This window comes from Flavobacterium sp. (assembly GCF_035299005.1).
GTDB lineage: Bacteria > Bacteroidota > Bacteroidia > Flavobacteriales > Flavobacteriaceae > Flavobacterium.
Genome location: NZ_DATGXL010000015.1, coordinates 1 through 26,987, shown reverse-complemented (window position 1 = coordinate 26,987; position 26,987 = coordinate 1). Strand labels below are relative to the sequence as shown.

Sequence of the window (26,987 nt, the reverse complement as noted above, 5' to 3'; positions counted from 1 at the left end):
TGTTCCTTCTTTTTTATTTCAAAAATTCAAAAATTCCAGCAGCACCTTGACCTGTTCCAACACACATTGAAACGATTCCGTATTTGCTGTTTCTTAATCGCATTTCATCAAATAATTGAACGGATAATTTAGCACCAGTACAACCTAGCGGGTGACCTAAAGCAATAGCGCCTCCATTCACGTTTACGATTTCAGGATTTAAACCTAATTCTCTCACAACCGCTAAAGATTGAGCTGCGAAAGCTTCGTTTAATTCAATTAAATCGATTTGGTCTTGTTTTAATCCCGCTTGTTTTAATGCTTTTGGAATTGCTGTAACTGGTCCGATACCCATGATTCTTGGTTCTACACCTGAAGCAGCGTAGCTTACCATTCTTGCAATTGGTTCTAAGTTCAATTCTTTTACCATTTCTTCGCTCATGATTAATACGAAAGCCGCTCCATCACTCATTTGTGAAGAGTTTCCAGCCGTAACCGAACCATCAGCAGCGAATACTGGTCTTAATCCAGCTAAAGCTTCAACAGAAGTTCCAGCTCTTGGACCTTCGTCTTTATTCACTACGTATGATTTTGTTTCTTTTTTACCGTTTTCGTTGATAAACGTTTGTTCTACTGTGATAGGAGCGATTTGTTTATCGAATTTCCCTTCTGCTTGCGCTTTTAAAGCTTTCATGTGTGATTGATAAGCAAATTCATCTTGATCAACACGAGAAACATTGAATTGTTTTGCAACTGCTTCAGCTGTTAAACCCATTCCCCAGTAATAATCTTCGTGACCTGCAGCGGCAACTTTATAATCTGGTGTTGGTTTGTAACCACCCATTGGAATATAACTCATGCTTTCAGCACCACCAGCAATGATACAATCTGCCATTCCTGATTGAATTTTAGCCGTTGCCATTGCAATAGTCTCAACTCCAGAAGCACAATATCTGTTTACTGTAACTCCAGGAACATCCGTGATTTTTAATCCCATTAACGAAATTAAACGCCCAACGTTCAAGCCTTGTTCTGCTTCAGGCATGGCGTTTCCTACCATTACGTCATCAATACGTGTTTTGTCGAAATCAGGCAAATCCTTCATCATGTGTTCGATGGTTTCTGCCGCTAATTCATCAGGTCTTTTGAATCGGAATACCCCTTTTGGAGCTTTTCCAACTGCTGTTCTATATCCTTTTACTATATATGCTGTTTTACTCATAGTTGTTTTATTTAGTATATTGTATATTGAATAATGTATATTGATTTATTTCGAATCAATTGTACTTTGTAATTTGATTATCATGTTTTGAATATGTTGTATTTCAGATTCTAAAAATTTGAAATCAGATTCAATTATATGACCTAAATTTTTGCAAATTATTAGTTGTGTTTCAAACTCAAATGCAGAACCTAAAGATATTCCAAGAAAATTGCTAAAGTCTTTATCCGTTTTTCTACCACAACCTTCTGCAATATTAGATGGAATTGAAACAGCACATCTTCTTATTTGAGAAGTTAAACCATAAATTTCTTCTTTAGGAAATGATTGTGTTTTCAAATATGTTTCAGTAACTAATTCAATTGCTTTTTGCCAAACCTTTAATTCTTTGAAATAATTCATATCATTTAATTTACATTATACAATTTTACAATATGCATTATACGATTAATTACGTAATGGTTTCCCTTTGGTTAACATGTACTGAATTCTTTCTAAAGATTTTCTTTCTCCAGTTAATGATAAAAATGCTTCTCTTTCTAAATCCAATAAATATTGTTCAGAAACTAAAGTTGCCTCTGATAAATCACCACCAGCCATTACATAAGCCAGTTTGTTAGCAATTTTCTTATCGTGTTCAGAAATATATTTACCAGCTTCCATTTGGTCAGTTCCTACTAAGAACATACCTAAAGCCTGTTTCCCTAAAACTTTGATGTCTTTTCTTCTTACTGGCTGCGTATAACCTTGTTCCGCCATTTGTAACGCTACTTGTTTAGCTGTTGCGATTTGACGGTCCTTGTTCACGACCACTATATCTCTTCCTTTTTGTAAAACTCCAGTATCAAAAGCTTCATAAGCCGAAGTGGCTACTTTTGCCATACCAACAGTTAAGAAATATTCTTGAAGAACATTTAATTCTACGTCGTTTTTGCGGAATAAATCAGAAGCTCTTAACGCCATTTCTTTAGAACCTCCACCTCCTGGAATTACTCCAACACCAAATTCTACTAATCCGATGTATGTTTCTGCTGCGGCAACAGCTCGGTCAGCGTGCATGGTTAATTCGCAACCACCACCTAATGTCATTCCATGAGGAGCAGCAATAACTGGAATTGCAGAATAACGACAACGCATCATCGTGTCTTGGAACATTTTGATAGCCATGTTTAATTCGTCATATTCTTGCTCAACAGCCATCATGAAAATCATTCCTAAATTAGCTCCAACAGAGAAATTAGCGCCTTGATTTCCAATCACTAAACCATTGTAGTCTTTTTCAGCAATATCAATAGCTTTGTTGATTCCTTGTAAAACACCAGCTCCGATAGAATTCATTTTTGAAGTAAATTCTAAATTGATGATGCCATCACCTAAATCGGTAATGATTGCATCGCTGTTGTTCCATATTTTTTTGCTTTCGCGAATGTTATTTAATATAATGAAAGCATCCTGACCCGGAACTTTCTCTACTTTTTTGTTTATGATAGAGTAGAAGTGCGTTGCTCCATCTTTAATCGAATAGAAAGAAGTGTTTCCTGAAGCTAACATATCTGTTACCCAAGCAGCTGGTTGATAACCTTCCGCTTTCATTAATTCGATTCCTTTTTCAACACCGATGGCATCCCAAATTTCGAACGGACCGTTTTCCCAACCAAATCCTGCTTTCATAGCATCGTCGATTTTGTAGAAAGCGTCTGTGATTTCAGGAATTCTATTAGAACAATATTGGAACATGGAAGCGAAGTTTTTTCTGTAGAAATCGCCTGCTTTGTCTTTTCCAGTTACTAAAACTTTGAATCTGTCGATTGGTTTTTCAATCGTTTTGGTTAATTCTAAAGTTGCGAAAGAAGCTTTTTTATTTGGTCTGTAAGTTAAAGTATCTAAATCTAATGTTAAGATATCTTTTCCTTCTTTTTTATAGAAACCTTGTCCTGTTTTGCTTCCTAACCATTTGTTTTCCATCATTTTGTTAACAAATTCAGGAAGTTTGAATAATTCATGTGCTTCGTCGTTTGGACAATTTTCATAAATTCCGTTAGCCACGTGAACTAAAGTATCTAAACCAACTACATCAACCGTTCTAAAAGTAGCCGATTTTGGACGACCAATAACGGGTCCTGTTAATTTATCCACTTCTTCAACGGTTAATCCCATTTCCTTTACTTGGTGGAATAAACTTTGAATTCCGAAGATTCCGATTCTATTTCCGATGAAAGCTGGTGTGTCTTTTGCTACAACTGAAGTTTTTCCTAAGAATTTTTCACCATAACCATTTAAGAAATCCAATACTTCATTAGATGTTTTTGGACCTGGAATGATTTCAAATAATTTTAAGTAACGTGCTGGATTAAAAAAGTGCGTTCCACAGAAATGTTGTTGGAAATCTTCGCTTCTTCCTTCGCTCATAAACTGAATCGGAATACCAGAAGTATTTGAGGTTACTAAAGTTCCTGGTTTTCTGAATTTGTCAATTTGTTCAAAAACAATTTTTTTAACATCTAAGCGTTCTACTACAACTTCAATAATCCAATCTACACTGGCAATTTTTGCCATGTCATCAGTGGTGTTTCCTGTAGTAATTCGGTTAGCAAAACTAGTATGATAAATAGGAGAAGGCTTTGATTTTAAAGCATTTGCTAGATGATCATTTACCAATCTATTTCTAACAACTTTACTTTCTAAAGTTAATCCTTTTTTCTGTTCTGCTTCGGTAAGTTCGTTTGGTACAATGTCTAATAATAAGACTTCTACACCAATATTTGCAAAATGGCAGGCTATGCCACTTCCCATAATACCCGAACCGATAACAGCTACTTTTTTAATATTTCGTTTCATGTTGTTGATAGGGTTTGTTTTTATTTGTCGTTAAATATTTTTTTATCCGTAATTAGCTCATTAATGATTTCGGCTACTTCCATGAAATTTTGCAATTTTTCATCGGTTAAATTAGCTCTAACAGTATCGTTAAATCGTAATACTGTGTTTTTTGAAAGTTCTCTTTTTTCTTTACCTAGTTCAGTTAAATAAATTAGAACGCCTCTACCATCAGCTGGATTTTTTTTACGGATAATTAATCCTTTTTCTTCCATTGATTTTAAGGTACGAGTAAGACTAGTTGCTTCCATTCCCATTCGCGGACCTAGTGTGGTTGACGGTGTTCCATTTTCTCTATCAATGCTTAAAAGCGCAAAACCTGTCGCCATAGTAGCACCATATTTAGTCGCTTCTTCATTATACATTCTAGCAACTGCTTGCCAAGTATATCTTAATATATAGTCAATTGTTTTGTCTTGCATAATCTAAATTTGTCCAAATATAAAAAAAAATACTATGCACGCATAGTATTTTAAGATTTTTTTCTTGATTTAATGATTTTTTAACATTTAAAAAATGAAAATCCACCAAAAGGTGGATTTTTTTATTGTTCTCCGTAAATTTTAGTGTATAAGTTTAAATATTTTTCTTTAATTACTTTACGTTTTAATTTCATTGTTGGGGTTAAATGCCCGTCGTTAATTGACCATACATCTGGTGTAAGTTCAAAACGTTTTACTTTTTCCCAATTACCAAAGCGCTCATTATAATGATCGATTTCCTCTTGAATTCGTTTGATTACTACTGGATTTGAACAAATTTCTTCATTAGAATCACCTAATTTTACATCTGGATGTTTAATTGCCCAATCTTTAATAAAATCAAAAGCTGGTTGTATAAATGCTGCTGGCATTTTTTCGCCTTCACCAATTACCATAATCTGCTCAATAAATCTTGACTGTTTAAATGTGTTTTCCAGTAATTGAGGTGCTACATATTTGCCGCCAGATGTTTTGAACATTTCTTTTTTACGATCAGTGATTTTTAAGAATCCTTCACTGTCTATTTCTCCAATATCTCCTGTGTGGAAATATCCTCCTTTTAATACCTCATTAGTTTGTGTTTCATCTTTGTAGTAACCCATCATTACATTCGGGCCTTTACATAAAATTTCACCGTCTTCTGCAATTTTTACTTCAACACCATCTAAAACTCTACCTACAGTTCCTACTTTAAAACCTCTGTTTCTCATATCATTAACAGATACTACTGGTGATGTTTCGGTTAAGCCATAACCCTCCATAACTGGAATTCCAGCTGCTGTAAATACTTTGGTTAGTCTTGGTTGTAAAGCGGCACTACCAGATACTAGTAATTCTAACTCGCCTCCAAGCGCTTCTTGCCATTTTGAGAAAATTAATTTTCTAGCAATTTTTAATTGGAATTCATAGAACCAACCATTTTCTTGATAAGGTTTGTATTGGATTCCTAATCCAGTTGCCCAAAAGAATAATTTCTTTTTGATACCAGTTAATTCAGCACCTTTTGCATAAATTTTGTCGTACACTTTTTCCAATAAACGAGGAACAACTGACATTACATGTGGATGTACTTCTTTTAAATTGTCTGATATTTTTTCAATGCTCTCGGCAAAGTAAATTGAAATACCATAATATTGGTATAAATAAGTTAACATTCGCTCAAAAATATGGCAAATAGGTAAGAAACTTAATGCTTTAGTATCACCAGGTCTTAAAGGAACTCTTGGCGCACTTAGTAAAACATCTGAAACAATATTTTGATGCGATAACATCACACCTTTAGGTTTCCCTGTAGTTCCAGAAGTATATATAATAGTAGCTAAATCAGTTGTACTTACATTGTTTTTGCGGTCTTCTACAACATCTTGATTTGATGCATCGGCTCCAAGTTCGAGAATTTCTTTCCAACTTTTACATCCATCAATATCATTGTAGGAATAAATAGCCTTTAGATTTGGAATGTTTTTTTGTACAGCAACTAGTTTGTCATATACTTCTTGATCCGAAACAAAACAATAAGAAGATTCAGAATGATTTAAAATGTATTCGTAATCTTCAGATGAAATCGTTGGATAAATGGGAACAGTTTGTGCACCAGTTTGCAAAGCGCCAATATCTGTGATGTGCCATTCCGTTCTATTATTTGACGAAATGATTGCGATTTTATCATTTTTTTGAACACCTAAACGAAGTAACCCTCTCGAAATAGCATTAGCTTTATCAAGATATTCTTTAGTAGAGGTTTTTACCCATTGGTCACCATATTTAGTAACTAAAGCATCAGGTAAGTTATATTTTTCTAATTGGTGATAAGGAAAATCGAATAAGCGTGTAATATTGTTCATAATTCACAATTAATATTTGTTGCAAATTATAAAAATAAAACTAATTGTGCAATTTTTTAAACAATTGATAATCTTTAGTTTAATTTTTTAAGAATAATAAATTACTATGCAAGCCTACTAAATTTACTTTAATTGCGAAAGAGTAATGCAAATAATTGAAATTATGGCTAAAACAATTCCAAAATAGTTCCATTTGGTCATTTTTTCCTTAAATAGGAGTATTCCTGCTAAGCTTCCCAAAACAATTACTCCCATATTCATTCCTGCAAAAACGGTTGATGGATTTTCAGACAAGGCTTTGTGTGCTTTTAAATAAAATAGGATATTTCCAAAATTTAAAAGACCTAATCCGATGCCCCAAAGGCAGTTTTTGAATTTGATGTTTTCTTTTTGAAAGATAATCTTGTAGAATAATATTAAAAGCGAAACTACAAAAGCACCACAAAAAATAAAAAACAAGGTGGTTGTAAATGGAATACTACTTGAAGCGGCAACTTTTTTAAACAATGTATCTATAATTCCAAAACCAAGTAAAACCAATATAGGATACAATAATTTAGAAGGCGAATTTTTAATTTCAGATTTTTTAAATAACATGAAAAATATAGCTGAAAAACCAATAATTAAGCCAGCAATCTTATAACTGTTAAATGTTTCTTGAAAAATAAAATAGGAAGCAATTATAGGGATAAAAAGAGACAACCGTTGGGCAATATCTGTTTTAACAATTCCAGTATGCTTTATGGAAGTGTTTTGAAAAAGAAACACAATAGGCAATAATATAGAAAGACTAATCAATAACTCCAAAGGAAGCGCATTATTACTTTCTTTAATTTGAGGATTAAATAAAAAGTAAGTAAATAACAATGCTACACTATAGTTCCAAGTGATGATTTGAAAAATATGCAATGAATAACGTTTGGCTATTTTCAGTAATATTCCAACGGATACACTACAAATGACGCTTAAAATGACATACCACATAATTAGGCTCTATAGGATAAAGTTCCATATTTCCAATCACTTACATAGCCATATATCAACAGCATAAATACTACAATTTCAAAAAATATCAACAGTGTGAATACAACCATTCGGATTGAAAAATGTAATTTTTTATAGTAATCTTTAAACGTCTGGTAATAGCTAAAGATAGGAAAAAACAACACGGCAAACGAAGTAAAAAAACTAAAATAGCCAGATACTGAGTCAAAGTATTTTGTAAAATCTAATAACGAAATAATTGAATCTGCTGAAATAATCAAAAGCATTCCTAAAAAAGTAATTCCAGCTATAATAAAATGTTCGCTAAAATTTAATCTTCGTTTTCTAAAAAGTAAAAAGCTATTTACTGCAAATAACGGAACAAAAGAAAAGATCAAAATTTTGGCATAATCGGTAAAAAAATGCTCAAACTTTTTTCCAGTAACATTGCTTTCTTCTACAAAAGTTTTACCAATGTAAATTTCGGATAATTTATCGTAATAATTTGATAAAAACAGATTCAAACCAATTAACAATAGAATGAAATAGAAAACATTGTAATAACGAATTCTTTTACCTTCAATATAATCCAAAGCTGCTTTTCCAGGTCGAGTAAGCGATTCTTTGGCCGTAAAAAGCATTCCTTTTTCAACATGAAACAAACCATGTAACACATCATGAGCAACAAAATGTTTAAAGGTAATACGGTGTATGTCCGTTTTTTGCCCACAGTTATTACAAAAGTTTCCGCTGACTTCGCTTTCGCAATTTAAACACTTAGAAGAATGCCCCATTTTTATAAATTTTGAATCACAATATTACAAAAAAAATCAGCTTATTAAAAGCTGATTTTTAATATTATTTCTTATTCTCAATCCATTTTCTAGCGTTTACAAAAGCTTCTAGCCAAGGAGAAACTTCATCTTTTTGACCACGGTCTGGATAATGCGCCCAGTTCCAAGGGAAAGTCGAACGCTCAATGTGTGGCATCATCACTAAATGTCTTCCCGTTGTATCACACATCATAGCGGTATTGAAATCAGAACCATTTGGATTCGCTGGATAACCTTCGTAAGCATATTTAGCAACAATGTTATATTTTTCTTCTGAATAAGGTAATTTGAATTTTCCTTCACCGTGTGAAATCCAAACGCCTAATGTTGTTCCTTCTAATGTAGATAACATCACCGAATTATTTTGCTGAATAGTTACCGAAGTAAAGCCACTTTCGTGTTTGTTCGAAGTATTGTGGTGCATTTTTCCGTGAACTTCGTGTTCTGGATTGATCAATTCTAATTCCATTAACAATTGACAACCATTACAAATTCCGACTGAAAGCGTGTCTTCGCGTTTGAAGAAATTTTTCAAAGCTGTATTTGCTTTTTCGTTGTATAAAAATGCTCCAGCCCAACCTTTAGCCGAACCTAAAACATCAGAATTAGAGAAACCTCCAACAGCACCAATGAATTGAATATCTTCCAATGTTTCTCTTCCCGAAATTAAATCGGTCATGTGAACATCTTTTACATCAAATCCTGCTAAATACATAGCATTTGCCATTTCACGTTCTGAATTACTTCCTTTTTCACGAATGATTGCTGCTTTTGGTCTTGAACCAACAGGAGCAATGTCAGCCTGAGCTTGTCGAAGGGTTCCATCAAAATGCGTTGGGAATGTGAACTGTAATTTTTGGTTTTTATAATTGTCAAAACGTGCTTGCGCCATTCCGTTTTTAGATTGTTTTGAATCTAATAAGAACGATGTTTTAAACCAAGTATCACGAAGAGAAGCTACATCTAAATTTAATACTGAAGTTTCAGAAATAATTTCTAATTTTCCGTTAGTCGTAACTGTTCCTAAATTAAAAAATTCAACTTGATTTTCGGTTAATTGTTTTTCAAATTCTTCATTATTAGCTGGTTGTACAACAATTCCAATGTTTTCTGAAAACAATATTTTAACTAAATCTTTTTCTTTAAAACAATCAAAATTTAATGCCATCCCAGTTTCCTCAAAGTGAGGAATTTCCCCTTCGGGGGTTAGGGGGCTAAAACACATTTCTAATAAAGTAGTGATTAAACCACCGCTTCCAATATCGTGTCCAGCTTTAATTTTTCTATCTTTAATTAAATCTTGTAAAACATTGAAGGCTTTTTTAAAGAATTCCGAATTTTGAATCGTAGGAACATCATTTCCAATTTTATTCAACACCTGAGCAAATGAACTTCCACCTAATTTAAACGAATCTTGCGATAAGTTGATGTAGTAAATATTTCCTCCATTTCGTTGTAATACAGGTTCAACAACTTTCGTAATATTCGAACAATTTCCAGCGGCCGAAATAATAACCGTTCCTGGAGCAATTACTTCGTCATTTGGATATTTTTGCTTCATTGAAAGTGAATCTTTTCCTGTTGGAATATTGATTCCCAATTCAATAGCGAAATCAGAACAACCTTTTACAGCTTCATACAAACGAGCATCTTCTCCTTCATTTTTACAAGCCCACATCCAGTTTGCGGATAATGAAACCGATTGTAAACCATCTTTTAACGGAGCCCAAACGATATTCGATAATGCCTCAGCAATAGCTGTTCTTGAACCCGCAACTGGATTCACCAAGGCCGAAATAGGCGAGTGCCCAATCGATGTAGCAATTCCTTCTTTTCCTTTGAAATCCAATGCCATTACGCCGACATTGTTTAAAGGTAATTGTAATGGACCCACGCATTGTTGTTTTGCTACACGTCCGCCAACACAACGGTCAACTTTATTAGTTAACCAATCTTTACAAGCAACGGCTTCTAATTGTAAAACTTGACTTAAGTAGCTTCCAATATTTTCTTTTGAATATTCTAAATCGCTGTAATTTGTACTAACAGTTTTGTCCGTCATAATTGTTTTTGGCGAACTTCCGAAGAAGTCTTCCAAAGCATAATCCATTGGTTTTAAACCTGTAGATTTTGATTCGAATGTAAATCTATGGTCGTTGGTTACGTCACCTACTTGATACATTGGAGAACGCTCTCTGTCTGCAATTCTTTGTAAAGTTTCGATGTCTTTTTCACCAATCACCAATCCCATTCTTTCTTGCGATTCGTTTCCGATGATTTCTTTTGCTGAAAGAGTAGGGTCACCAACAGGTAATTTATCTAAATCAATTAATCCACCAGTTTCTTCCACTAATTCTGATAAACAATTCAAATGTCCGCCTGCTCCATGATCGTGAATGGAAACAATTGGATTGTTATCACTTTCTACCAAACCACGTATAGCATTAGCCGCACGTTTTTGCATTTCTGGATTCGAACGTTGGATAGCATTCAATTCAATTCCTGAACCAAAAGCACCTGTATCTGCTGACGAAACCGCAGCACCGCCCATTCCAATTCTATAATTTTCACCTCCTAAAATAACGATTTTGTCGCCTTCTTGTGGTTTCTTTTTTATCGCTTGATCTAATTTTCCGTAACCAATTCCACCCGCTTGCATGATTACTTTATCGTAACCAATTTTACGATTGTTTTCTTCGTGCTCAAAAGTTAAAATAGACCCTGTAATTAATGGTTGTCCAAATTTATTCCCAAAATCAGAAGCTCCGTTAGAAGCTTTAATTAAAATATCCATTGGTGTTTGGTACAACCAAGGTCTTTCAGTCATTCCGTTTTCCCAAGGACACTCATTTTCTAAACGAGAATAAGAAGTCATGTAAACCGCAGTTCCCGCTAAGGGTAACGAACCTTGTCCACCTGCTAAACGGTCACGAATTTCTCCTCCAGAACCTGTTGCTGCTCCATTGAATGGTTCAACTGTTGTTGGGAAGTTGTGTGTTTCTGCTTTTAAGGAAAGTACTGAATCAAATGCTGTTTCTTGGTAGAAGTCTGGCTTGTCAGCACTTTTTGGAGCAAATTGCGTTACTTTCGGTCCTTTAACAAAAGCTACGTTATCTTTATATGCCGAAACAATATCGTTTGGATTGGTTTCTGATGTTTTCTTAATTAATTTGAATAAAGAAGTTGGTTTTTCTTCGCCATCAATCACAAATGTGCCATTAAAAATTTTATGACGACAGTGTTCTGAATTGGCTTGTGAGAAAGCAAAAATTTCAGAATCGGTTAATTTTCTTCCTAATTTCGTAGAAAGATTGTTTAAATAGTCTACTTCTTCTGGGCTTAATGCTAAACCTTCCGATTTATTGTAAGCGTCAATATCTTCAATATCTAAAATAGGTTCTGGTTGGATATTAATCGTATAAATGTCTTGATGTAATTCCGAATACTTTTGCGAAAGCATTGGATCGAAATCAGTAAAATCAGCAGCTACTTTTTCAAATTCCTCAATACGAATAATACCTGAAATCCCCATGTTTTGGGTAATTTCAACAGCATTAGTACTCCAAGGCGTAACCATAGCGGCACGTGGTCCAACAAAAAAATCCGACAATACGGATTTTTCTATTTTATGTGCGTTGCCAAAAAGCCAATTTAATTTGTTGATGTCTTCTGATGAAATCTCGCTTTGCGTTTGAACTGCAAAAACAGTGTTGGATTGGTTTCCGAAGAAATGAATCATTGTAGTTGTGTTTTTAGAGACAAGTTTACCTTATCTGTATGTTTGTGTTGTTGTTGAAAGTGCAAATTTATTCTAAAAAGTTAGAAGTTCAAAGTTTTAAGAGGGCTTAAAAACAAAAAAAGCTGCTCTTTTTTGAACAGCTTTATAGTTTTTTGTTGAAAACTACATTTTTCGTTTCGAAACCACTTGCATCGATTTGAACTCTTTGCCATCTTCTAAAACGTCAAACATTTCCATTTTTTGATTATTGTCGTCAATGTATGTGAGAACTTCTTTTACTTTTTTAGCTTTTTTAGTGACTGGATCAACCATTTCACCATATAAAATGGTTGTTTTTGACTTTTCATCATATTTTCCTCTGGTTACCATCATTCCTGTCCCCATGTTATCTATCCAAGTAGATATAAATTCTTCTGTAGCGTTGTCATAAGCCACGGTTCCTTTTCCCTCAAATGGCATTCCAAACATATCTCCTGAATAGGTTCCTTCTTGATATTTACCACCCATAATCATTTTGTAGGTTACAGTAGCCGTTGATTTCATTTCTTGTGGATTGTCTGGTGACCAAAACGTTAATGCAGCATCCCAAGTTCCATTATCTTTTGCCAACATTTCATGCGCTTTAGACGGTGTAGCATAGTCGGTCCAAGCTTTGGCAACTGCTGCAGAATCTGGTTTTGTTGTTGCAGTAACTTCTTCGTTAGTGGTTGCTTCTCCTGGTTTTTGCGCTTCTTCTTTTTTACAAGAAACGAATGTTAAACCAATAATTAAAAGCGATAGAGATAGATTTTTCATAATTGTATAGTTTAAATGGATTAGTCAAAAGTGATCCAATTGTAGGCACCAATATCAGTAGCGCCAGTTCTTGGATTATTTAAAATATCATTAAAAGTGGAATAGGAAGCATCAGCCATTCCTTTTGCTGCTGAATCTTCTCCAATAATTAACTTGTTTTTGGTTGCATCTTTAAAGTCAGGCCGGTTTACTGTAGAATTGGTCGCAATGATACAAGTGTCAAATAATGAAGCATTTGAAAAGGCATACAAAGGATTGTTGGTAAACTGATTACTAAAATCGGCAAACTTAATTAAGCAATGGTCAAAATTATAATTGAATACACTTCCTTCTTTTAGTAAGTTAATGCCCAAATTACTAGAAGTATGAATAATGCAGTTCTTGAAGTTGGCTTTGGTTAAAGCATATAAAGCACTACCATCATAATCATCTAAAACGACTCCTGTTTGATTAGGTGCAGCCCAATAATTTGCAAACGTACAATGTACAAACTCATAACTTCCGCCAAAACTTCCCGCAAAGGAAGCTTCTCCACAATTATTTATCACAACATTTCGGCCTTCAATATTCCCAGTACGTGCTAAAAGTCCCACATTAGAACAATTATAAATTTGAGTGTTTTCAATATCTAACGTCGGTGTACCAGTGCCATCATTGCCTGAAACTAAAAGACCAACAGTTGCATTTTTTATTGTTAAGTGTTTGATTTGATTATCCGTGCTGCCTTGGGTGAGCCAAATCGTTCCCCATTGCCCTGGAACTTCCGAAAAATCAGGTTCCAATCGGTCGCCTTCAAAGATAACTTCATTTTCTAAGGCTGTTGTAGTAGAAGGCGTACCATTTACATGAATCGAAGCATTATTTGCAACAATCAAACCTGATTCGGCATGAAAATGAACCCTTGCGCCTGGGTCAACCACTAGTGTTTTGGTACTAGGAACCGCTGCATAACCATATATGACATAGGGTTTTGTGTTGTTAAAATGGAGTTCGTTACCATTAACAGGGTCTGCTTCATCCAAATATTGTCCTCGAATAGTTATCGGATTTCCTTCTTCATCTAACCCCAAATTGAGCGACTCATAAGTAAAAGTTTCATCAGGATTTTGAGTGCGTTGTGGAAAAATAAAATAGGCATCCTGAATTAAAGTAACTAATTCTACTTTCTGTGTATGGATTCCTTCACCAAACAAAATTTGATCGGTATATAAAAAGTCGGTTGGGTTAGCATCGGCTACATCAGCGGTTACTTCAATAAAAATAAACATACTGTCTTTTGCCAATAGCTCCACATCATCAAATACTTTTCCAGGCATACCATCAACCATCATGCGGTATTTTGACGCTTCTCCTTTTGCCAATTGTACTTTGGGAATCGAAATGTTTTTATCACTTTTATTATACACTTTTAAGGTGTAAGTACTCGAACCAATATTGGTAAAAACAGTGTCCAAATAAACCGTATCTTTAGAAAAACGCAAGCCTCCCGTACTCGATTCAAAATCAAAATCGTTTCGGCATGAAGTTAATGAAACGGCAAATCCTATTAATAATAAAAGTATATAACGACGCATGTATAGTTGATTTTTTGTAAAAGTAATTATTAATTTTAAATTTTTAAAAACAAAATAATAGTAAACACTTACTAAAACGTTAATTAGGATAAATTATTCTAGTTAGAATGATTATTTTTACACAAAAATTTAGTTTCCATGTTTGATAGAGAAAAAATGCTGCAATTGTGCAACGATTGGAGTAAAAACACCCTGATGAATACCTTAGATATTGTTTACACAGATGCTGGTGAAGATTTTTTAACCGCAACCATGCCTGTAAATCCAAGAGTACACCAACCTATGGGCTTATTGCACGGAGGTGCCTCAGTAGCACTAGCAGAAAGTGTTGGAAGTGCCGCTTCGTTAATGTTTGTAAATCCAGAAAAGCAAGAAGTGAGAGGCATCGAAATTTCTGCCAACCATTTAAAAAGTAAACGTGAGGGAATGGTAACGGCTACGGCTAAAATTATTCACAAAGGCGCAAGTTTGCACTTATGGGAAATTAGAATTGTAGACGAAGAAGGTAAGTTGATTTCATTGTGTAAATTAACCAATATGGTCTTATCTAGAAGACAATAATGAAAATTTTTGAAGAGATACACATACGATTAACCCAAGAAAAACCATTTGTTTGCTATGCCAAGCCAAATGAAAATACTTGGAATTTACTTTTGCAAAATAATAACGAAATTATCCAATTTTCAGGACAATCGGGATTTGTATTGCTGCCGTTTCATGAAGGAATAAAAGCCGTTATTCCCTTTGCAGAAAGTTCGTTTACAACGGGAACTATTGAAACCAATAAAGTAACTTCAGATACAATCCCAAACCTAAAACCACAAGGAAAAGCTGCTTTTGAAAAGTTGGTCGCTGATGGAATTGCCGCTATTAATACCAACAGCTTTGATAAAGTAGTCTTATCCCGAAAAATGATAATTACCGAACAAATAGCAATTGTAGAAACATTTAAAAATGTATTGTGTGCGTATCCATCAGCTTTTCGCTATTTGTTTTTTCATCCTAAAATCGGGTTATGGATGGGAGCCACACCCGAACAATTGGTGAAAATCAATCAAGACCAATTTGAAACCGTTGCTTTGGCTGGAACACAATTGTTTGTAGAAAATACAACTTGGGCAACCAAAGAAAAAGAAGAGCAGCAATTTGTGACCGATTATATAGTTTCAAATTTGGAGCAGAATGTTGCTAACCTAAAAGTTTCTGAACCTCAAACAGTTCAAGCAGGCAAATTAGCGCATATAAAATCCATAATAACAGGTAGTTTAACAACAACCTTCACAGCTATTGATTTGGTAAATACATTGCATCCAACACCTGCTGTATGTGGTTTTCCTAAAGAAAAGGCTAGAGATTTTATTCTGGCTAATGAAAACTACGACAGAAAGTATTACGCAGGTTTTTTAGGTGAATACAACAAAGACAAGCAAACGGATTTATTTGTAAATTTACGCTGTTTGGAGATTGATAATGACGTTGTAACCATTTATGTAGGTTGTGGCATCACAAAAGACAGCAATCCAGAAAAAGAATACATTGAAACAGAAAATAAATCCATGACCATGCGAAATGTTTTAGTAAAAAGTAAAAAGTAAAAAGTAAAAAGTTGTGAAATTAGATATATTAGCTTTTGGAGCACATCCAGACGATGTAGAATTAGGTTGTAGCGGCACAATCGCCAAAGAAGTTAGCCTTGGAAAGAAAGTTGGGATTATCGATTTAACCCGTGGCGAATTAGGTACACGCGGTTCGGTTGAAATTCGTAATGCAGAATCGGCTAAAGCTTCTGAAATCTTAGGGGTTTCAATACGAGAAAACTTGGACATGCGCGATGGGTTTTTCAAAAACGATGAAGCACACCAATTGAAAGTAATTCAAATGATCCGCAAATACCGTCCAGAAATTGTATTGTGCAATGCCATTACCGACAGACACATCGACCACGGAAAAGGAAGCAACTTGGTGAGCGACGCTTGTTTTTTGTCGGGATTGGTAAAAATTGAAACCGAATTAAACGGAGAAAAACAACAGGCTTGGCGCCCAAAAGTAGTGTATCATTACATCCAGTGGCAAACTATTGAGCCTGATTTTGTGGTAGATGTTTCGGGTTTTATGGTTGCTAAAATGGAATCAGTACAAGCGTATGGATCTCAATTTTATGACCCAAACTCTAAAGAACCTGTAACACCCATAGCTTCTAAGAACTTTTTAGACAGTATAAAATACCGTGCGCAAGACTTGGGAAGACTAGTAGGAGTGGAGTATGCCGAAGGTTTTACTACCGAGAGATATGTGGCTGTCAATAGCTTAGCGGATTTGAAATAAAATTGTAGTAAAAAAGTAAAAAAAATCTTTGCAAGATTGTAGGAAACACCTATATTTGCACTCGCAAAAGAATTAAGGTTCTTTTGTACAAAACAAATGGTGATTGTAGCTCAGTTGGTTAGAGCGTCGGATTGTGGTTCCGAAGGTCGCGGGTTCGAGACCCGTCTTTCACCCTTTAAATTAGAAAGCCCTGAATTTTCAGGGCTTTTTTTATGGAACTAACTTTCCTTTATATCGAAGTATCAATCTTATAGTGCATCGTAAACGTCATCACATATTGAATACCTACTTCGGTTTGATCGGGATGCATTACTTTGTCAAAACCGGCACTCGAAATACCATCATAGTAAAACGTCTTATTTTTTCGGGCAATTTTCTTTAAATAAGGATTGCGGTTGTTGTAATTGGTTTCTATTTCTGCCGTTTCAAAAGCTTGATACGTTTTGTATTGTGTTTTTGGAAATACCGTTGCAAATTCTTCCGTCGCAGTAGGGGTGCCTATAATTCGCTTCCCAAAAGCTTTCATATACCTAACTTTTTTCGCTTCGGCTAGCACCAATGCTTCCTCAAAAAGCGAAGTATGAATAGTATCGGTATCGTTGTTATAATACGCTACTTTAATCACATCATGAATCTCAAATTCTGAAGCCAATGCAATTATTTTTTCTAAACTGCTTACATTTGTGGTGGTAATAATAAGGTTCTTTTTGATTTCAAAGCCTTTCTCAATCTGCTTTGCCGTGTCTTCATTTACACTAAAATCATAAATTTTTGTCTGCGAAATAAAATCGATGTAGACCTGTTCCTTTTTCACACCTACTGATTTTATCTTTTCAATAAAACCCGCTATGCGAGCATTTATTTTCTTACTACAACCAGCCACCGTTTCATCCTCTTCATTTAAGCCTAGTGTCATTACAAAGCCATCCGCTTTTTTGTTGAGTAAAATTTTTACCGATACCGTCAAAACATTATCATTAATGGCAACCGTACTATGGTTGGGTAAGACTTCAGCATTGTAATTGCTATTGTAATTGTTGTTACCATACACTTGATTGCCGCTAATTTGCGCCAAACCATTCGAAATGGTAAGCAATAGCAAAGCAATAAGTAATTTTGATTTTCCGTGTGTTAGTTGTACTTGCGTTTTCATATGTTTAAATTTTTAAATGAATTAGAGGACAATAGTACGCCCAGCAATTCAATTTGGTATAGCAAAATAACTTTCCTTTGACTGTAAAGATTTTTCGCTACTTTTACAGTGGTTTTACAGTAATTACTACAAACTAAAAAACTACTTTTGAAACTGAATTAATGAGGCAACCAATAGAATTATTCCACAACCTTAAACAAGAGGTGCTTTTGACCTATCAAAAGCACTATCCTTATTTTGAAGGCGATTGGAAAACATTCAGTTCGCAAGACATTCAAAACCTGATTGGCTTAATTGAAACAAGGGTAAAGCAAACGGTGAGCGAAAAGTGGATTTACACACACTTGAAACCCGAAACCAACGAAAAACTACCACGTAAAGACATGTTGGATATTTTGTCGCAATGGGTAGGCTATTCGGGTTGGGACGAGTATGTGTTCAAACACAAAGCAACGGAAACAACCACAACACCAAAAGCCAAGACCAGTACAAAAAGAAGGATGTTTTGGATAGGAGGGACAGTCATGCTAGGGATAGCAATATGGTTTTATGCAGTAAATGGTTCAAATACAACACAAACTATCGAAGTAAAAAATGCTTTTACAAACGCCCCGATTGACAGCGAAGAAGTCAAAGCAGTTGTAGTGGAAAACGAAGTAGAAACACCAGTAACCATTGTTGATTCTAAGTTACAGTTGCCGTCAGAGAAAGATAGCGCTACCATAGTTTTAAAAAGTCCGTATTACAAAGACAAAACTATTGTGGTGCATAAAGAAGCAAATGCTCCAATTGTGCTACAACCCGACGATTATCCCATGATGTTGAAAGGCTTTATGAAATCGGACATCAAAGATTGGCAAACCCGAAAAGAGCAATTGCAAATGATATTAGCCGATGATTTAGAAGTAATTGTACTATTAAAAGATAATTTAGGCGCCGAATATTTCAACAAACAAGAATTTTCTGAACGTTTAATTGTACCCAGTGTAGCGCTTAAAAAAATGAAAGTGGTAGACATACATAGCAATGCAGACAATAAAATTCATTTTATACGCATAATTCAAGAATAATATGATGAAGCAATTTTTAATAGCAATCGGATGGTTTATATCATGTGCCGCAATGGGACAAAATGCAAATGTGCCGGCAGCTACCACCATAAAAGCCAACTTCACCATAGCTTCCATCAAAGCGTATCAGGAAAGTGCTACTTTAAAAGTGGCAGATTATTACCAATACTTAGGGTTGTTGTCCAGCAGCAATACTTCCGATGCTTTAAAAACAGAAGTTAAAGCAGCTTTGTTTACACTGTTTGAAGACAAAAATGTAACCGTGGCAGACATCACTACAACGACACCAACTACTATTGCTTTAGTGGATTTGATAACAAAAATTACCAATCAAAATTATAGTTTTACACTTTCAAACTACGAAAACTCTATCGTTGCAGCCGATTATTGGACTACCAAATACCAAGTAACCATCCAACAAAATGAAACCCAAACCGAACAAATTTACTTTCAAAGAGTCCTTTTCAAACCGACAACCAAAACCTTTGGCACCACAAAAAAAGAAATTTGGACCCTTTTTTTAGGGGAGGTTACGTTTTAAGACTATACTACTTTTCCCAACTCAATCCAGAAATAATGAATGGGTTGAATCTAATGGAGTTGCATAAATAATAGCTTTTTATATATATAAATTATAAGGTTTGACATTATGGAAATATTTTCAAACAATTGTATAGGGCTTACATTTTTCGAGAATTTCTAACATTGCTATATTTAACTTACTTAAATCAAACTTTTGACCACAAAATACTACTGTTTCATCAATTGTATTATAACCTCTTTTAGTATTTTGAGATGAAAAACTTAAATCAGGATTCATAGCTAAATCAATAAAAACACCATTTGCCCCTTCCTCAAACCATTTTGCAATGCGTTCGTCATAATGCTCAAAATGATTACGAAAAGTACGGTCACGCAATATGTTGTCATCTGATATATTTAACATTTTACGAAGTCTAACGCCTCTATCATTGTATTCTTTATTTGGCCAAAGGATTTTAGAAATATTTGCTGATGCAATTAAAATAGATTGAATTGAGGTCCATAAATCTATAGTGTCTTCATAAAACTTTAAACGTTCATATGCCTTTTGTCCTATTTTAACTTGTAAAACAATTTCACCAATATAGACTGTATCTTCAAACAATTTCATCTAAACAACTTGTTTAATCAAACTCATAACATATTCAAGATTATCAGTATTACTCACTATTAATTCATAATCCCCATTACCCCAATGTCCTGTTTCTGATACATCTTTTGTTAATCCTTTTGGGTCGTCTAATTGTCCTTTTTTCAAGTTAATGAATATTTTTAACCCTTTTTTCAAAACCACTATATCAGAAATATTCTTATCTTTTTTAAAGGCGATGTATAACTTTTTAGGAACAATTTCTACCTCATCAAACAGGTTTAAAATGGCATTTTTATACGTTTCATATAACTCAATTATCTCATCTGAAGCACCATTCAAATGGTCTTCTTCTGTGTAGACTTTTATCTCGGCTGTGACCGATTTAATTTTATCACTTTGTTGTGTTACAGGTTTGATACTCTCTGCCGACCTAGTTTTCTTTATTGGATTAATGCTAATAATATCATTTTCAAAACGCTTAATTTCCCATAACTCAATGGCAATGTCTTTGAAGTTAGTAGCCAAACGTTGATTTTCTGTAAAACTTGGTGAAACAAAAACAACTCTCGTTTGCGACCAATCTACTTTTCCACTATGTAAGTTCTTATTCAAAGTTTCATTATAAGTCAAAACAAAATCAGCTTTGTTCTCCAGCATTAAACTTAAATATGTAAAACCTTGGTCAACCACACTAACATTTTTATCTCTTTTATATTCTATGATTATAAAAGCATTAGATTGATTATCATACGCTAAAGTATCAATTCGCTTACCTTTAATACTAAACTCACTTTTTACAAACTCTAAACCAGTTAGCAAGCTTAAGTTTTGCTCAAAAAGGTTTTGAATTTCACGTTCCAATTTAAAAGGTTTCTCTTTTAAAGTATGTAATTGACTTTTATTGACTTGATATAAATTCATTTTTAAAAAATATTTTCACTTAAAGTTAATATTGGCAAATAATCAATTTGAGTTCTCTCATATTCCTTTTTGTAATCCAACATCCATTTTTTGATATGTTTGTTATTTTCTATTCTAAAATCTTGTTTAAAAGTATCTTTTAATTGAATTTCAAAATAATACTCTGTTGCTGAGTTTTCTTTTCCTTTTATTTTAGATTTATGTTTGTGCTGAATAGATTTAATTTCCCCAAAATATGAAGTTAAATAAAACGGTTTAGCGCGACCACCTGAATAAATTACTACTTTGTTAGCATTATATAAATCATACGGAAAACCTATTAAGTTATCTTGCTTATCTGTTGAATGAAAATAAAACGTTTTTTGTTTGCCTAGGTTATCTAAATCTTTACTTCTGATATAACCCAATACAACTTTTTCCTTTTCTTTTGGCTCTTCAGTTAAATACAACTCCAATTGCTTTTTCGTTTCAAAACCACTTATTTTCTGTTTGTATAGATTGGCTATCGATACATCTTCTATTTCTAGTTTTCGGTTTTTGCTAATTTCTAAAAACTCAGTTTCCATATCAATACCTAAAAACCTTCTGTTTGTTAAATTGGCTGCAATTCCTGTAGTGGAACTTCCTGCAAATGGATCTAAAATCCATGCGCCAGGCTTGGTAGATGCTAAAATAATACGGGTTAAAACAGACAAAGGTTTTTGTGTAGGATGCTTGCCACATGATTTTTCCCATTTAGCAATCGCAGGCAATTTCCAAACGTCCTTCATTTGTTTGTTGCCGTTTAGTTGCTTCATTAACTCATAGTTGTAGTAATGGGGAACCTTTTCTTTTTTACGCGCCCAAATGATTAATTCAGCAGAATGTGTGAAAAAACGACATGAAAAATTAGGTGGTGGATTGTTCTTTTCCCAAGTGATGACATTTAATATTTTAAAATCTAACTCTTGTAATAGTTGACCTATTGAAAAAATATTATGATACGTCCCACTTATCCAAATAGTTCCATTATCTTTTAATTTATCCCTAACTAACTTTAACCAAGTACGATTAAAATCATTGATAAAATCAAATCCTTCTGACTTGTCCCAATTACCTTTATTAACCGAAACAATTTGCCCACTTTGAATAGACAAACCATTGTTTGATAAAAAGTAAGGCGGATCTGCAAAAACCATATCAAATTTATGTTCAAAATGAGGCAAAAGCTCTTTGCAATCACCTTGTAAAAGGTAAAAGTTTTTGTCCTCGGATTTGAAATAGGGTTTAAGCATTTATCTTTGAAACTTATTTTTTAATTCTTTTCTAATAAGCCAATCATTTAGTTCATCAAGAAATGAAAGTTCTTCCTCTGTTACATAATAAGAATGAACATTTTGATTTCTTAAATGTTCGAGTTTAACCATCCATTTAGTTTTTTCTTCTTTTCCTCCACTAATTTTTTCTTCTCCAGGTCTTGTATATTCTTTTTCGAAAATTGTTTGCCAATTCTTTAATGCAATTTCTCTGTATGCTATTATTGTTAAGCAATCCCAATGTTCTACTTCCTTTTCATCATCTTCAAGACTTCTATTTTTTGTTAATGCATCTACAATTGCTTTATCTGCAACTTTTGGAGGAACACCTTTTTCAAACCATTTTTTTCCAAAATGTTCTTCAAGTTTTAAACGAAAATCATTTTTGAAATGTGTTTCAATTTCTCTAATTATTGAAAACGCTTTATCGTTGTATTCTCTTTCTTGTTTTTTTAAATACTCCTCCAATCCTTCAGGATTAAAATTTTGGTGAGTATCTTTTATTTTTTGTTGAAAAGTTCTCCAAAATTTTGTTTGACCACCTGCACCATATGTCTTTTTTAAAGATTCATGCTCTTCGAAGTCAATTGTTCTAATGTAATTAATGATTGGGTCGAGATATGTTTGAATTTCACTAACTATTACGTTTACATTATTGGCTTTAATTTCTATTATATTTTTTTGTTTAAGATGAAATAATATATCGCTTAGAATCAATATTATACCATAAATTCCATTGTTGCTTACTATTAAAGATTTGTCACTTTTCCAATCTTCGTTAACATTATTTGACAAATAATCTAGTGATTTTATGAAGAAATTTTTTAACCATTCAAAAGTGTAATCTAAATTACCATTATAAACCAATCCAAGTTCTTCAATTTTATTTTTAGAAACCTTTCCAATAAATTTACTTCTCTTGAGGGCTAATTTTATATTTTGAATTGTTAATTCTGCTTTATCTTGACCGATGTTTATCTTGCCATATAAAGGTGAATTTCTACTTTCTCCCAAAGTAATAGCAATTCTAGATGTTAAAGCATCTATTTGTTCATCATATCTTTCCGAAGTCCATAATAAATCTGCTTTTAATGTTTCTTTTAAGTCCTTAGATACAGCTTTTTGATTTTCATTTATTTGCATAAATAATTTGACCTGTTCTTCTCTACTTAAATTTACAAATGCCACAACTGGTATTGTATTAGTATCTTTATAAGTTGTGTTTGAATATCCATAAAGTCTATGTTGGCCATCAATAATGTATGCAGATTTATATTTTTTTGGAAGATGTAATATTCCAACATCAGAAATTGTACTTTTTACTTGAGTATCTGCACGATCAAACTGACAATTTTTTGCATCAACACTTATAACAATAGAATTAGGAAAATATCCATTATTATTTTCAATAAAATCTTCAACAGATTTTAGTCTTGATTTTTTTATTAGTCTTTGGTAGGTAGGCATCATATTTATATTTGCCTTATTTCTATGAAGCACATAGCTTATTTTTAATAGTTTTTCAGGTTCAATTGAAAAAGAATAATAAGTATGCCCTCCCATTTTCCCTCTTACGGCTGGAACCTTATTCTCCATTTGTGGAATTTCTTGACCGTCAAATATATTTCCTAAAAATTGATATTTACTCGCTTGCCCAATTTGAGAATATAATTCAAAAAAATATTCAATATTTTCATCATTTAAATGAAGACCTCCTATATTTTTCAACCTCCCTAAATCTTCGTCAGATATCGATAAATTTCTTGTTGCAAGAATAAATTTAAATTTTAGTTTTTCATTTGGGAAAAGGTTTTGTATAGACTTTCTCAGTCCATCCATTATTCCTTGATAACTCTCTAAATCTTTTTTAAAATCTCCTCTACTATTAGTTTCAGAGGATTTACATTCAATAATTAATATAGTTTCTTCATCCTTAGCAAAAACATCAATTTGTTTTGTTAATGATATTTCATTTTTATCATAAGGTAAATTAAAGTTTCTATCTCTGTTTAGAAATCGATAACCCATAAGTGCAAAAAGTGACCATACTTCATCTTCAAAAGCAACATCAAAAGTTTTTGGTTTCTTAACCTTTATAGAATTTTTAAATTCTCTTTCTATAACCCACCCATCTTGAAGATTAGCTTCTAGAAAATGAGGTTTAATACTTTCAAAAAAATATTCATTCTTTTTCTCTTTTAATATTTTTTGAGCTTCTTCATAATTTACAAGCTTTCCAAGAAGTGAAATTCTAATATCTTCTGTCATAATATTTAATCTATTATTATGTTTAAAAAATTTCTCTTCAACATTTCTAAATTCAACAAATAATCCGCTTTGTCAAAATATTCTCTTAATGGTTTTAATGTAGATTTCCAACCTGCACCATCTGTAACCCAGATAAAAGTAATGTTTTGAGCATTCCAATATTCATTCATTTTTACATATTCTGTAGCAGTAGATTTTAGTTTAGATCCACCGCCACCATAGAAGTTGCATTCAATAAAATAAAGTTTACCATTTTTATTAATAGCAAAGTCTAAATTACGAGAAGATTTATCAACTTGTATGTCAATGTTCCAATGAGTTTTTATCTTTTTAGCATTGGCTTGTGTCATGTATTCATAGCCTAACTCATCGCAAGCACTTTTTACAAAGGTTTCTACAATGTTTTCCATCATGGTGCCACCACGGTTTTTTCTTCCGTTGCTATCCAAACCTACTTCAACGCCTGTAACATAATCTACAAGGTTTTTAACTCGTTTGTCTTTAACTAAATCACCCAAACCAGACTGCATGAAAAAAGTAGTTAAGTCTTTGCAATCTTCCTCAGTAATAACTCTATGCTTAAAATCATAATCTTTATACAAAAACTCCGTAACATCTGAAAGCATAGATACTTTTGTATCTCTAAAAGCAATTAAAAAAGGAAAAGCTTTAACAACTTGAGGGTATTCTTTGATTAAATTATAAACTTCTGTTTCAACATCCTCTTTCCCAATCAAAACATTTAAAAGGTTCAATTCCTTCTCAATCGGTTTAATGTTTTTATGTACTTTTTCCCAATTAACAAAATAGTCCCAAAGCAAAATTCCTTTCTCTTTGAAACTACTAGTAATTTGGGTAAATAAAATATCGTCGCTTTCTAAATTAAGCAATTGACAAAGCTTGTTCATGCTGATAATTTGTAATTAATAGTTCGGTTAGTTTACCACGCTTAGCTCCGTTTGCATTAATACTTCTTCTTGCATATACTCGGTTAATATTAAATTCTTTGTAAATATCATCAAAGAAAGTATCTGTCATGTCTTTTCCTTTTACATCAGAGTTACTTAGCATCCAAAAATGACCTAACGTGTCCAATGTTTTACAAAAATCTCGTAATTCAATTTGTTCATTATCACCAAAATTATCTTTGGTATAAGTATTAAAACTAGATGTTTGACTTAATGGTTTATAAGGTGGATCAAAATAGAACAAGGCAGGATGTTCTGCATGTTGTAAGGTTTCTTTAAAATCTCCAGTTAAGATTTCTACTCTTTGTAACACTTTGCTAACTGCCATAATATTTTCCGTATCACAAATAGTTTGCTTCGTTGAATCTCCCATTGGAACATTAAACCCATTACTTTTATTTACGCGAAACAAACCATTGAAGCATGTTTTGTTTAAAAATATTAGCAAAGCTGCTTGAGTTATAGCATCTTTAGAGCGAGAGTTAAAAAGTGTTCTTTGTTCATTATAATAAACTCTTCTTCCTTCTGCATCATTTTCAAAAGAATGAAACTTTGTTTGAAATTTCTCTAAAACCGTTATAAGTTTTTTTGGATTTGAAGCTATGACTTTATAAGTATTGGTTAGGTCAGCATTAATATCATTAATAATTGCCTTTTCTACATTAGGAAAATTTTCCAAAATCCAAAACAAAACAGCACCTCCTCCAACAAAAGGCTCAACATAAGTAAACTTTTGTGAAGTAAATTCTCTTGGTAACGCTTTTTCTATATCGGTGATTAACTGGGTTTTGCCACCAGCCCATTTTAAAAATGGTTTTGCTTGCATATATTTTTATTTGCTAAATTCTATTTCCCCAAACATAAGAAAAAAAAAGGTGGTAAACAACCCGTAAAAATACCTGTTTTTCAAACCAGGTAAAAATACGGGGGTACCTTCGTCAGCTAAAGTAAATAAAGGGTTTTGATATATTTTACGGGAATCCGTAAACCAAAGGGTTAAAATTAAAAACGCGTAAAACCTATAATTGAAAGTAGAAAGTTTACAAACGACATACTAAAAAAATAATGAAAAAAAAGGGAACAAAAAGGTTGCCTTTTTCAATGTTAAATTTTATGAAATCTTGTCTACACAATCAAAATAAATACTATATTTACACTATAATTTCGTTAGAGTAGCTGGAACTACTCGAGGTCTTATTACAAAATTACGCTCAAAAATCGGGGTTCTAGCCAGTTTTTTTGAGCTTTTTTTATGCTTTTTTGGAAGATAAAAACAATAAAATCAATTTAAAAAGGGCGTTTTTTGATTCGTCAGGACGAAGTTAACGAATCATCAGGACGATAGAAAAGGTTTGTCAGGACAAGGCTAATTGTTTGTCCGCATGAAATTGTTATAATTATAACAAAAAAAAGACCCCGAGCACTGGAATACTCGAGGTCTTACTACATAATTACGCTCAAAGATCGGGGTTCTAGCTCGCTTTTCTGAATGACAAGTCATTCAATAAAGAACGCAATCTTTT

21 protein-coding genes, 1 tRNA gene and 1 pseudogene are annotated in these 26,987 nt (G+C 33.2%); 6 read left to right on the top strand and 17 right to left on the bottom strand.

What is annotated here, in order from left to right; translation table 11 throughout:
- Window positions 1–13: 13 nt before the first annotated feature.
- The 10 genes from VK164_RS11635 to VK164_RS11590 all read right to left on the bottom strand — a co-directional run bounded on the left by VK164_RS11635 (window position 14) and on the right by VK164_RS11590 (window position 14,329).
- A complete protein-coding gene (locus VK164_RS11635; RefSeq protein WP_324209517.1) occupies window positions 14–1,201 on the bottom strand; it encodes an acetyl-CoA C-acyltransferase in 1,188 nt (395 codons plus the stop codon).
- Between the two features lie 45 nt (window positions 1,202–1,246).
- Window positions 1,247–1,603: a four helix bundle protein gene (locus tag VK164_RS11630; RefSeq protein WP_324209516.1), complete on the bottom strand. Its 357-nt coding sequence runs from the start codon at window positions 1,601–1,603 to the stop codon at window positions 1,247–1,249.
- 45 nt (window positions 1,604–1,648) lie between these two features.
- A complete protein-coding gene (locus VK164_RS11625; RefSeq protein ID WP_324209515.1) occupies window positions 1,649–4,039 on the bottom strand; it encodes a 3-hydroxyacyl-CoA dehydrogenase/enoyl-CoA hydratase family protein in 2,391 nt (796 codons plus the stop codon).
- A gap of 20 nt (window positions 4,040–4,059) precedes the next feature.
- Window positions 4,060–4,500 carry a MarR family winged helix-turn-helix transcriptional regulator gene (locus VK164_RS11620; RefSeq protein ID WP_324209514.1) on the bottom strand — a complete coding sequence of 147 codons (441 nt, stop codon included), beginning with the start codon at window positions 4,498–4,500 and terminating at the stop codon, window positions 4,060–4,062.
- Window positions 4,501–4,622: 122 nt separating this feature from the next.
- The gene (locus tag VK164_RS11615) at window positions 4,623–6,404 is read right to left on the bottom strand and encodes a long-chain fatty acid--CoA ligase (RefSeq protein WP_324209513.1); all 1,782 of its coding nucleotides are present in this window, start codon (window positions 6,402–6,404) and stop codon (window positions 4,623–4,625) included.
- A gap of 123 nt (window positions 6,405–6,527) precedes the next feature.
- Window positions 6,528–7,388, bottom strand: coding sequence for a DMT family transporter (locus VK164_RS11610; RefSeq protein ID WP_324209512.1), 861 nt, complete (start codon window positions 7,386–7,388; stop codon window positions 6,528–6,530).
- Window positions 7,389–7,390: 2 nt separating this feature from the next.
- Entirely contained in the window at window positions 7,391–8,182 is a 792-nt protein-coding gene (locus tag VK164_RS11605; RefSeq protein WP_324209511.1) for a DUF3667 domain-containing protein, read from the bottom strand.
- A gap of 64 nt (window positions 8,183–8,246) precedes the next feature.
- Window positions 8,247–11,960, bottom strand: coding sequence for a phosphoribosylformylglycinamidine synthase (gene purL / locus VK164_RS11600; protein ID WP_324209510.1), 3,714 nt, complete (start codon window positions 11,958–11,960; stop codon window positions 8,247–8,249).
- Window positions 11,961–12,122: 162 nt separating this feature from the next.
- Window positions 12,123–12,755 carry a DUF1579 domain-containing protein gene (locus VK164_RS11595; RefSeq protein WP_324209509.1) on the bottom strand — a complete coding sequence of 211 codons (633 nt, stop codon included), beginning with the start codon at window positions 12,753–12,755 and terminating at the stop codon, window positions 12,123–12,125.
- Window positions 12,756–12,775: 20 nt separating this feature from the next.
- A complete protein-coding gene (locus tag VK164_RS11590; protein WP_324209508.1) occupies window positions 12,776–14,329 on the bottom strand; it encodes a hypothetical protein in 1,554 nt (517 codons plus the stop codon).
- A 138-nt stretch (window positions 14,330–14,467) separates the two neighbouring features.
- On the opposite strand from VK164_RS11590, the gene VK164_RS11585 reads away from it, so the two are divergent.
- From VK164_RS11585 to VK164_RS11570, 4 genes are all read left to right on the top strand, one after another.
- Window positions 14,468–14,890, top strand: coding sequence for a hotdog fold thioesterase (locus VK164_RS11585; protein ID WP_324209507.1), 423 nt, complete (start codon window positions 14,468–14,470; stop codon window positions 14,888–14,890).
- Complete coding sequence (locus VK164_RS11580) at window positions 14,890–15,924, top strand: isochorismate synthase (RefSeq protein WP_324209506.1); 1,035 nt, start codon at window positions 14,890–14,892, stop codon at window positions 15,922–15,924. The genes VK164_RS11585 and VK164_RS11580 overlap by 1 nt, the downstream gene beginning before the upstream one ends.
- Before the next feature lie 13 nt (window positions 15,925–15,937).
- Window positions 15,938–16,654 carry a bacillithiol biosynthesis deacetylase BshB1 gene (gene bshB1, locus VK164_RS11575; RefSeq protein ID WP_324209505.1) on the top strand — a complete coding sequence of 239 codons (717 nt, stop codon included), beginning with the start codon at window positions 15,938–15,940 and terminating at the stop codon, window positions 16,652–16,654.
- Window positions 16,655–16,752: 98 nt separating this feature from the next.
- Window positions 16,753–16,828, top strand: a tRNA-His gene (locus VK164_RS11570).
- A 55-nt stretch (window positions 16,829–16,883) separates the two neighbouring features.
- Here VK164_RS11570 and VK164_RS11565 read toward each other — a convergent pair.
- Entirely contained in the window at window positions 16,884–17,807 is a 924-nt protein-coding gene (locus VK164_RS11565) for an SIMPL domain-containing protein (RefSeq protein ID WP_324209504.1), read from the bottom strand.
- Between the two features lie 161 nt (window positions 17,808–17,968).
- Here VK164_RS11565 and VK164_RS11560 point away from each other — a divergent pair, with 161 nt between their 5' ends.
- Together VK164_RS11560 and VK164_RS11555 are read left to right on the top strand one after the other, a co-directional pair.
- Complete coding sequence (locus VK164_RS11560) at window positions 17,969–18,877, top strand: hypothetical protein (protein WP_324209503.1); 909 nt, start codon at window positions 17,969–17,971, stop codon at window positions 18,875–18,877.
- A gap of 4 nt (window positions 18,878–18,881) precedes the next feature.
- A complete protein-coding gene (locus tag VK164_RS11555) occupies window positions 18,882–19,418 on the top strand; it encodes a hypothetical protein (RefSeq protein WP_324209502.1) in 537 nt (178 codons plus the stop codon).
- Between the two features lie 120 nt (window positions 19,419–19,538).
- Here the strand turns inward: VK164_RS11555 and VK164_RS11550 are convergent, their stop codons facing one another.
- From VK164_RS11550 to VK164_RS11525, 6 genes and pseudogenes are all read right to left on the bottom strand, one after another.
- A complete protein-coding gene (locus VK164_RS11550; RefSeq protein ID WP_324209501.1) occupies window positions 19,539–20,030 on the bottom strand; it encodes a hypothetical protein in 492 nt (163 codons plus the stop codon).
- Window positions 20,031–20,933 carry a DUF5655 domain-containing protein gene (locus tag VK164_RS11545; RefSeq protein WP_324209500.1) on the bottom strand — a complete coding sequence of 301 codons (903 nt, stop codon included), beginning with the start codon at window positions 20,931–20,933 and terminating at the stop codon, window positions 20,031–20,033.
- Between the two features lie 479 nt (window positions 20,934–21,412).
- Window positions 21,413–22,207: pseudogene (locus tag VK164_RS11540) on the bottom strand (DNA-methyltransferase); the annotation flags it as partial.
- Window positions 22,208–24,496, bottom strand: coding sequence for a DGQHR domain-containing protein (locus tag VK164_RS11535; RefSeq protein WP_324209499.1), 2,289 nt, complete (start codon window positions 24,494–24,496; stop codon window positions 22,208–22,210).
- Between the two features lie 5 nt (window positions 24,497–24,501).
- Window positions 24,502–25,404: a type II restriction endonuclease gene (locus tag VK164_RS11530; protein WP_324209498.1), complete on the bottom strand. Its 903-nt coding sequence runs from the start codon at window positions 25,402–25,404 to the stop codon at window positions 24,502–24,504.
- Window positions 25,379–26,290, bottom strand: a complete 912-nt coding sequence (locus VK164_RS11525; RefSeq protein WP_324209497.1) for a DNA adenine methylase — start codon at window positions 26,288–26,290, stop codon at window positions 25,379–25,381. Before VK164_RS11525 ends, VK164_RS11530 begins: the two co-directional genes overlap by 26 nt.
- Window positions 26,291–26,987 lie beyond the last annotated feature (697 nt).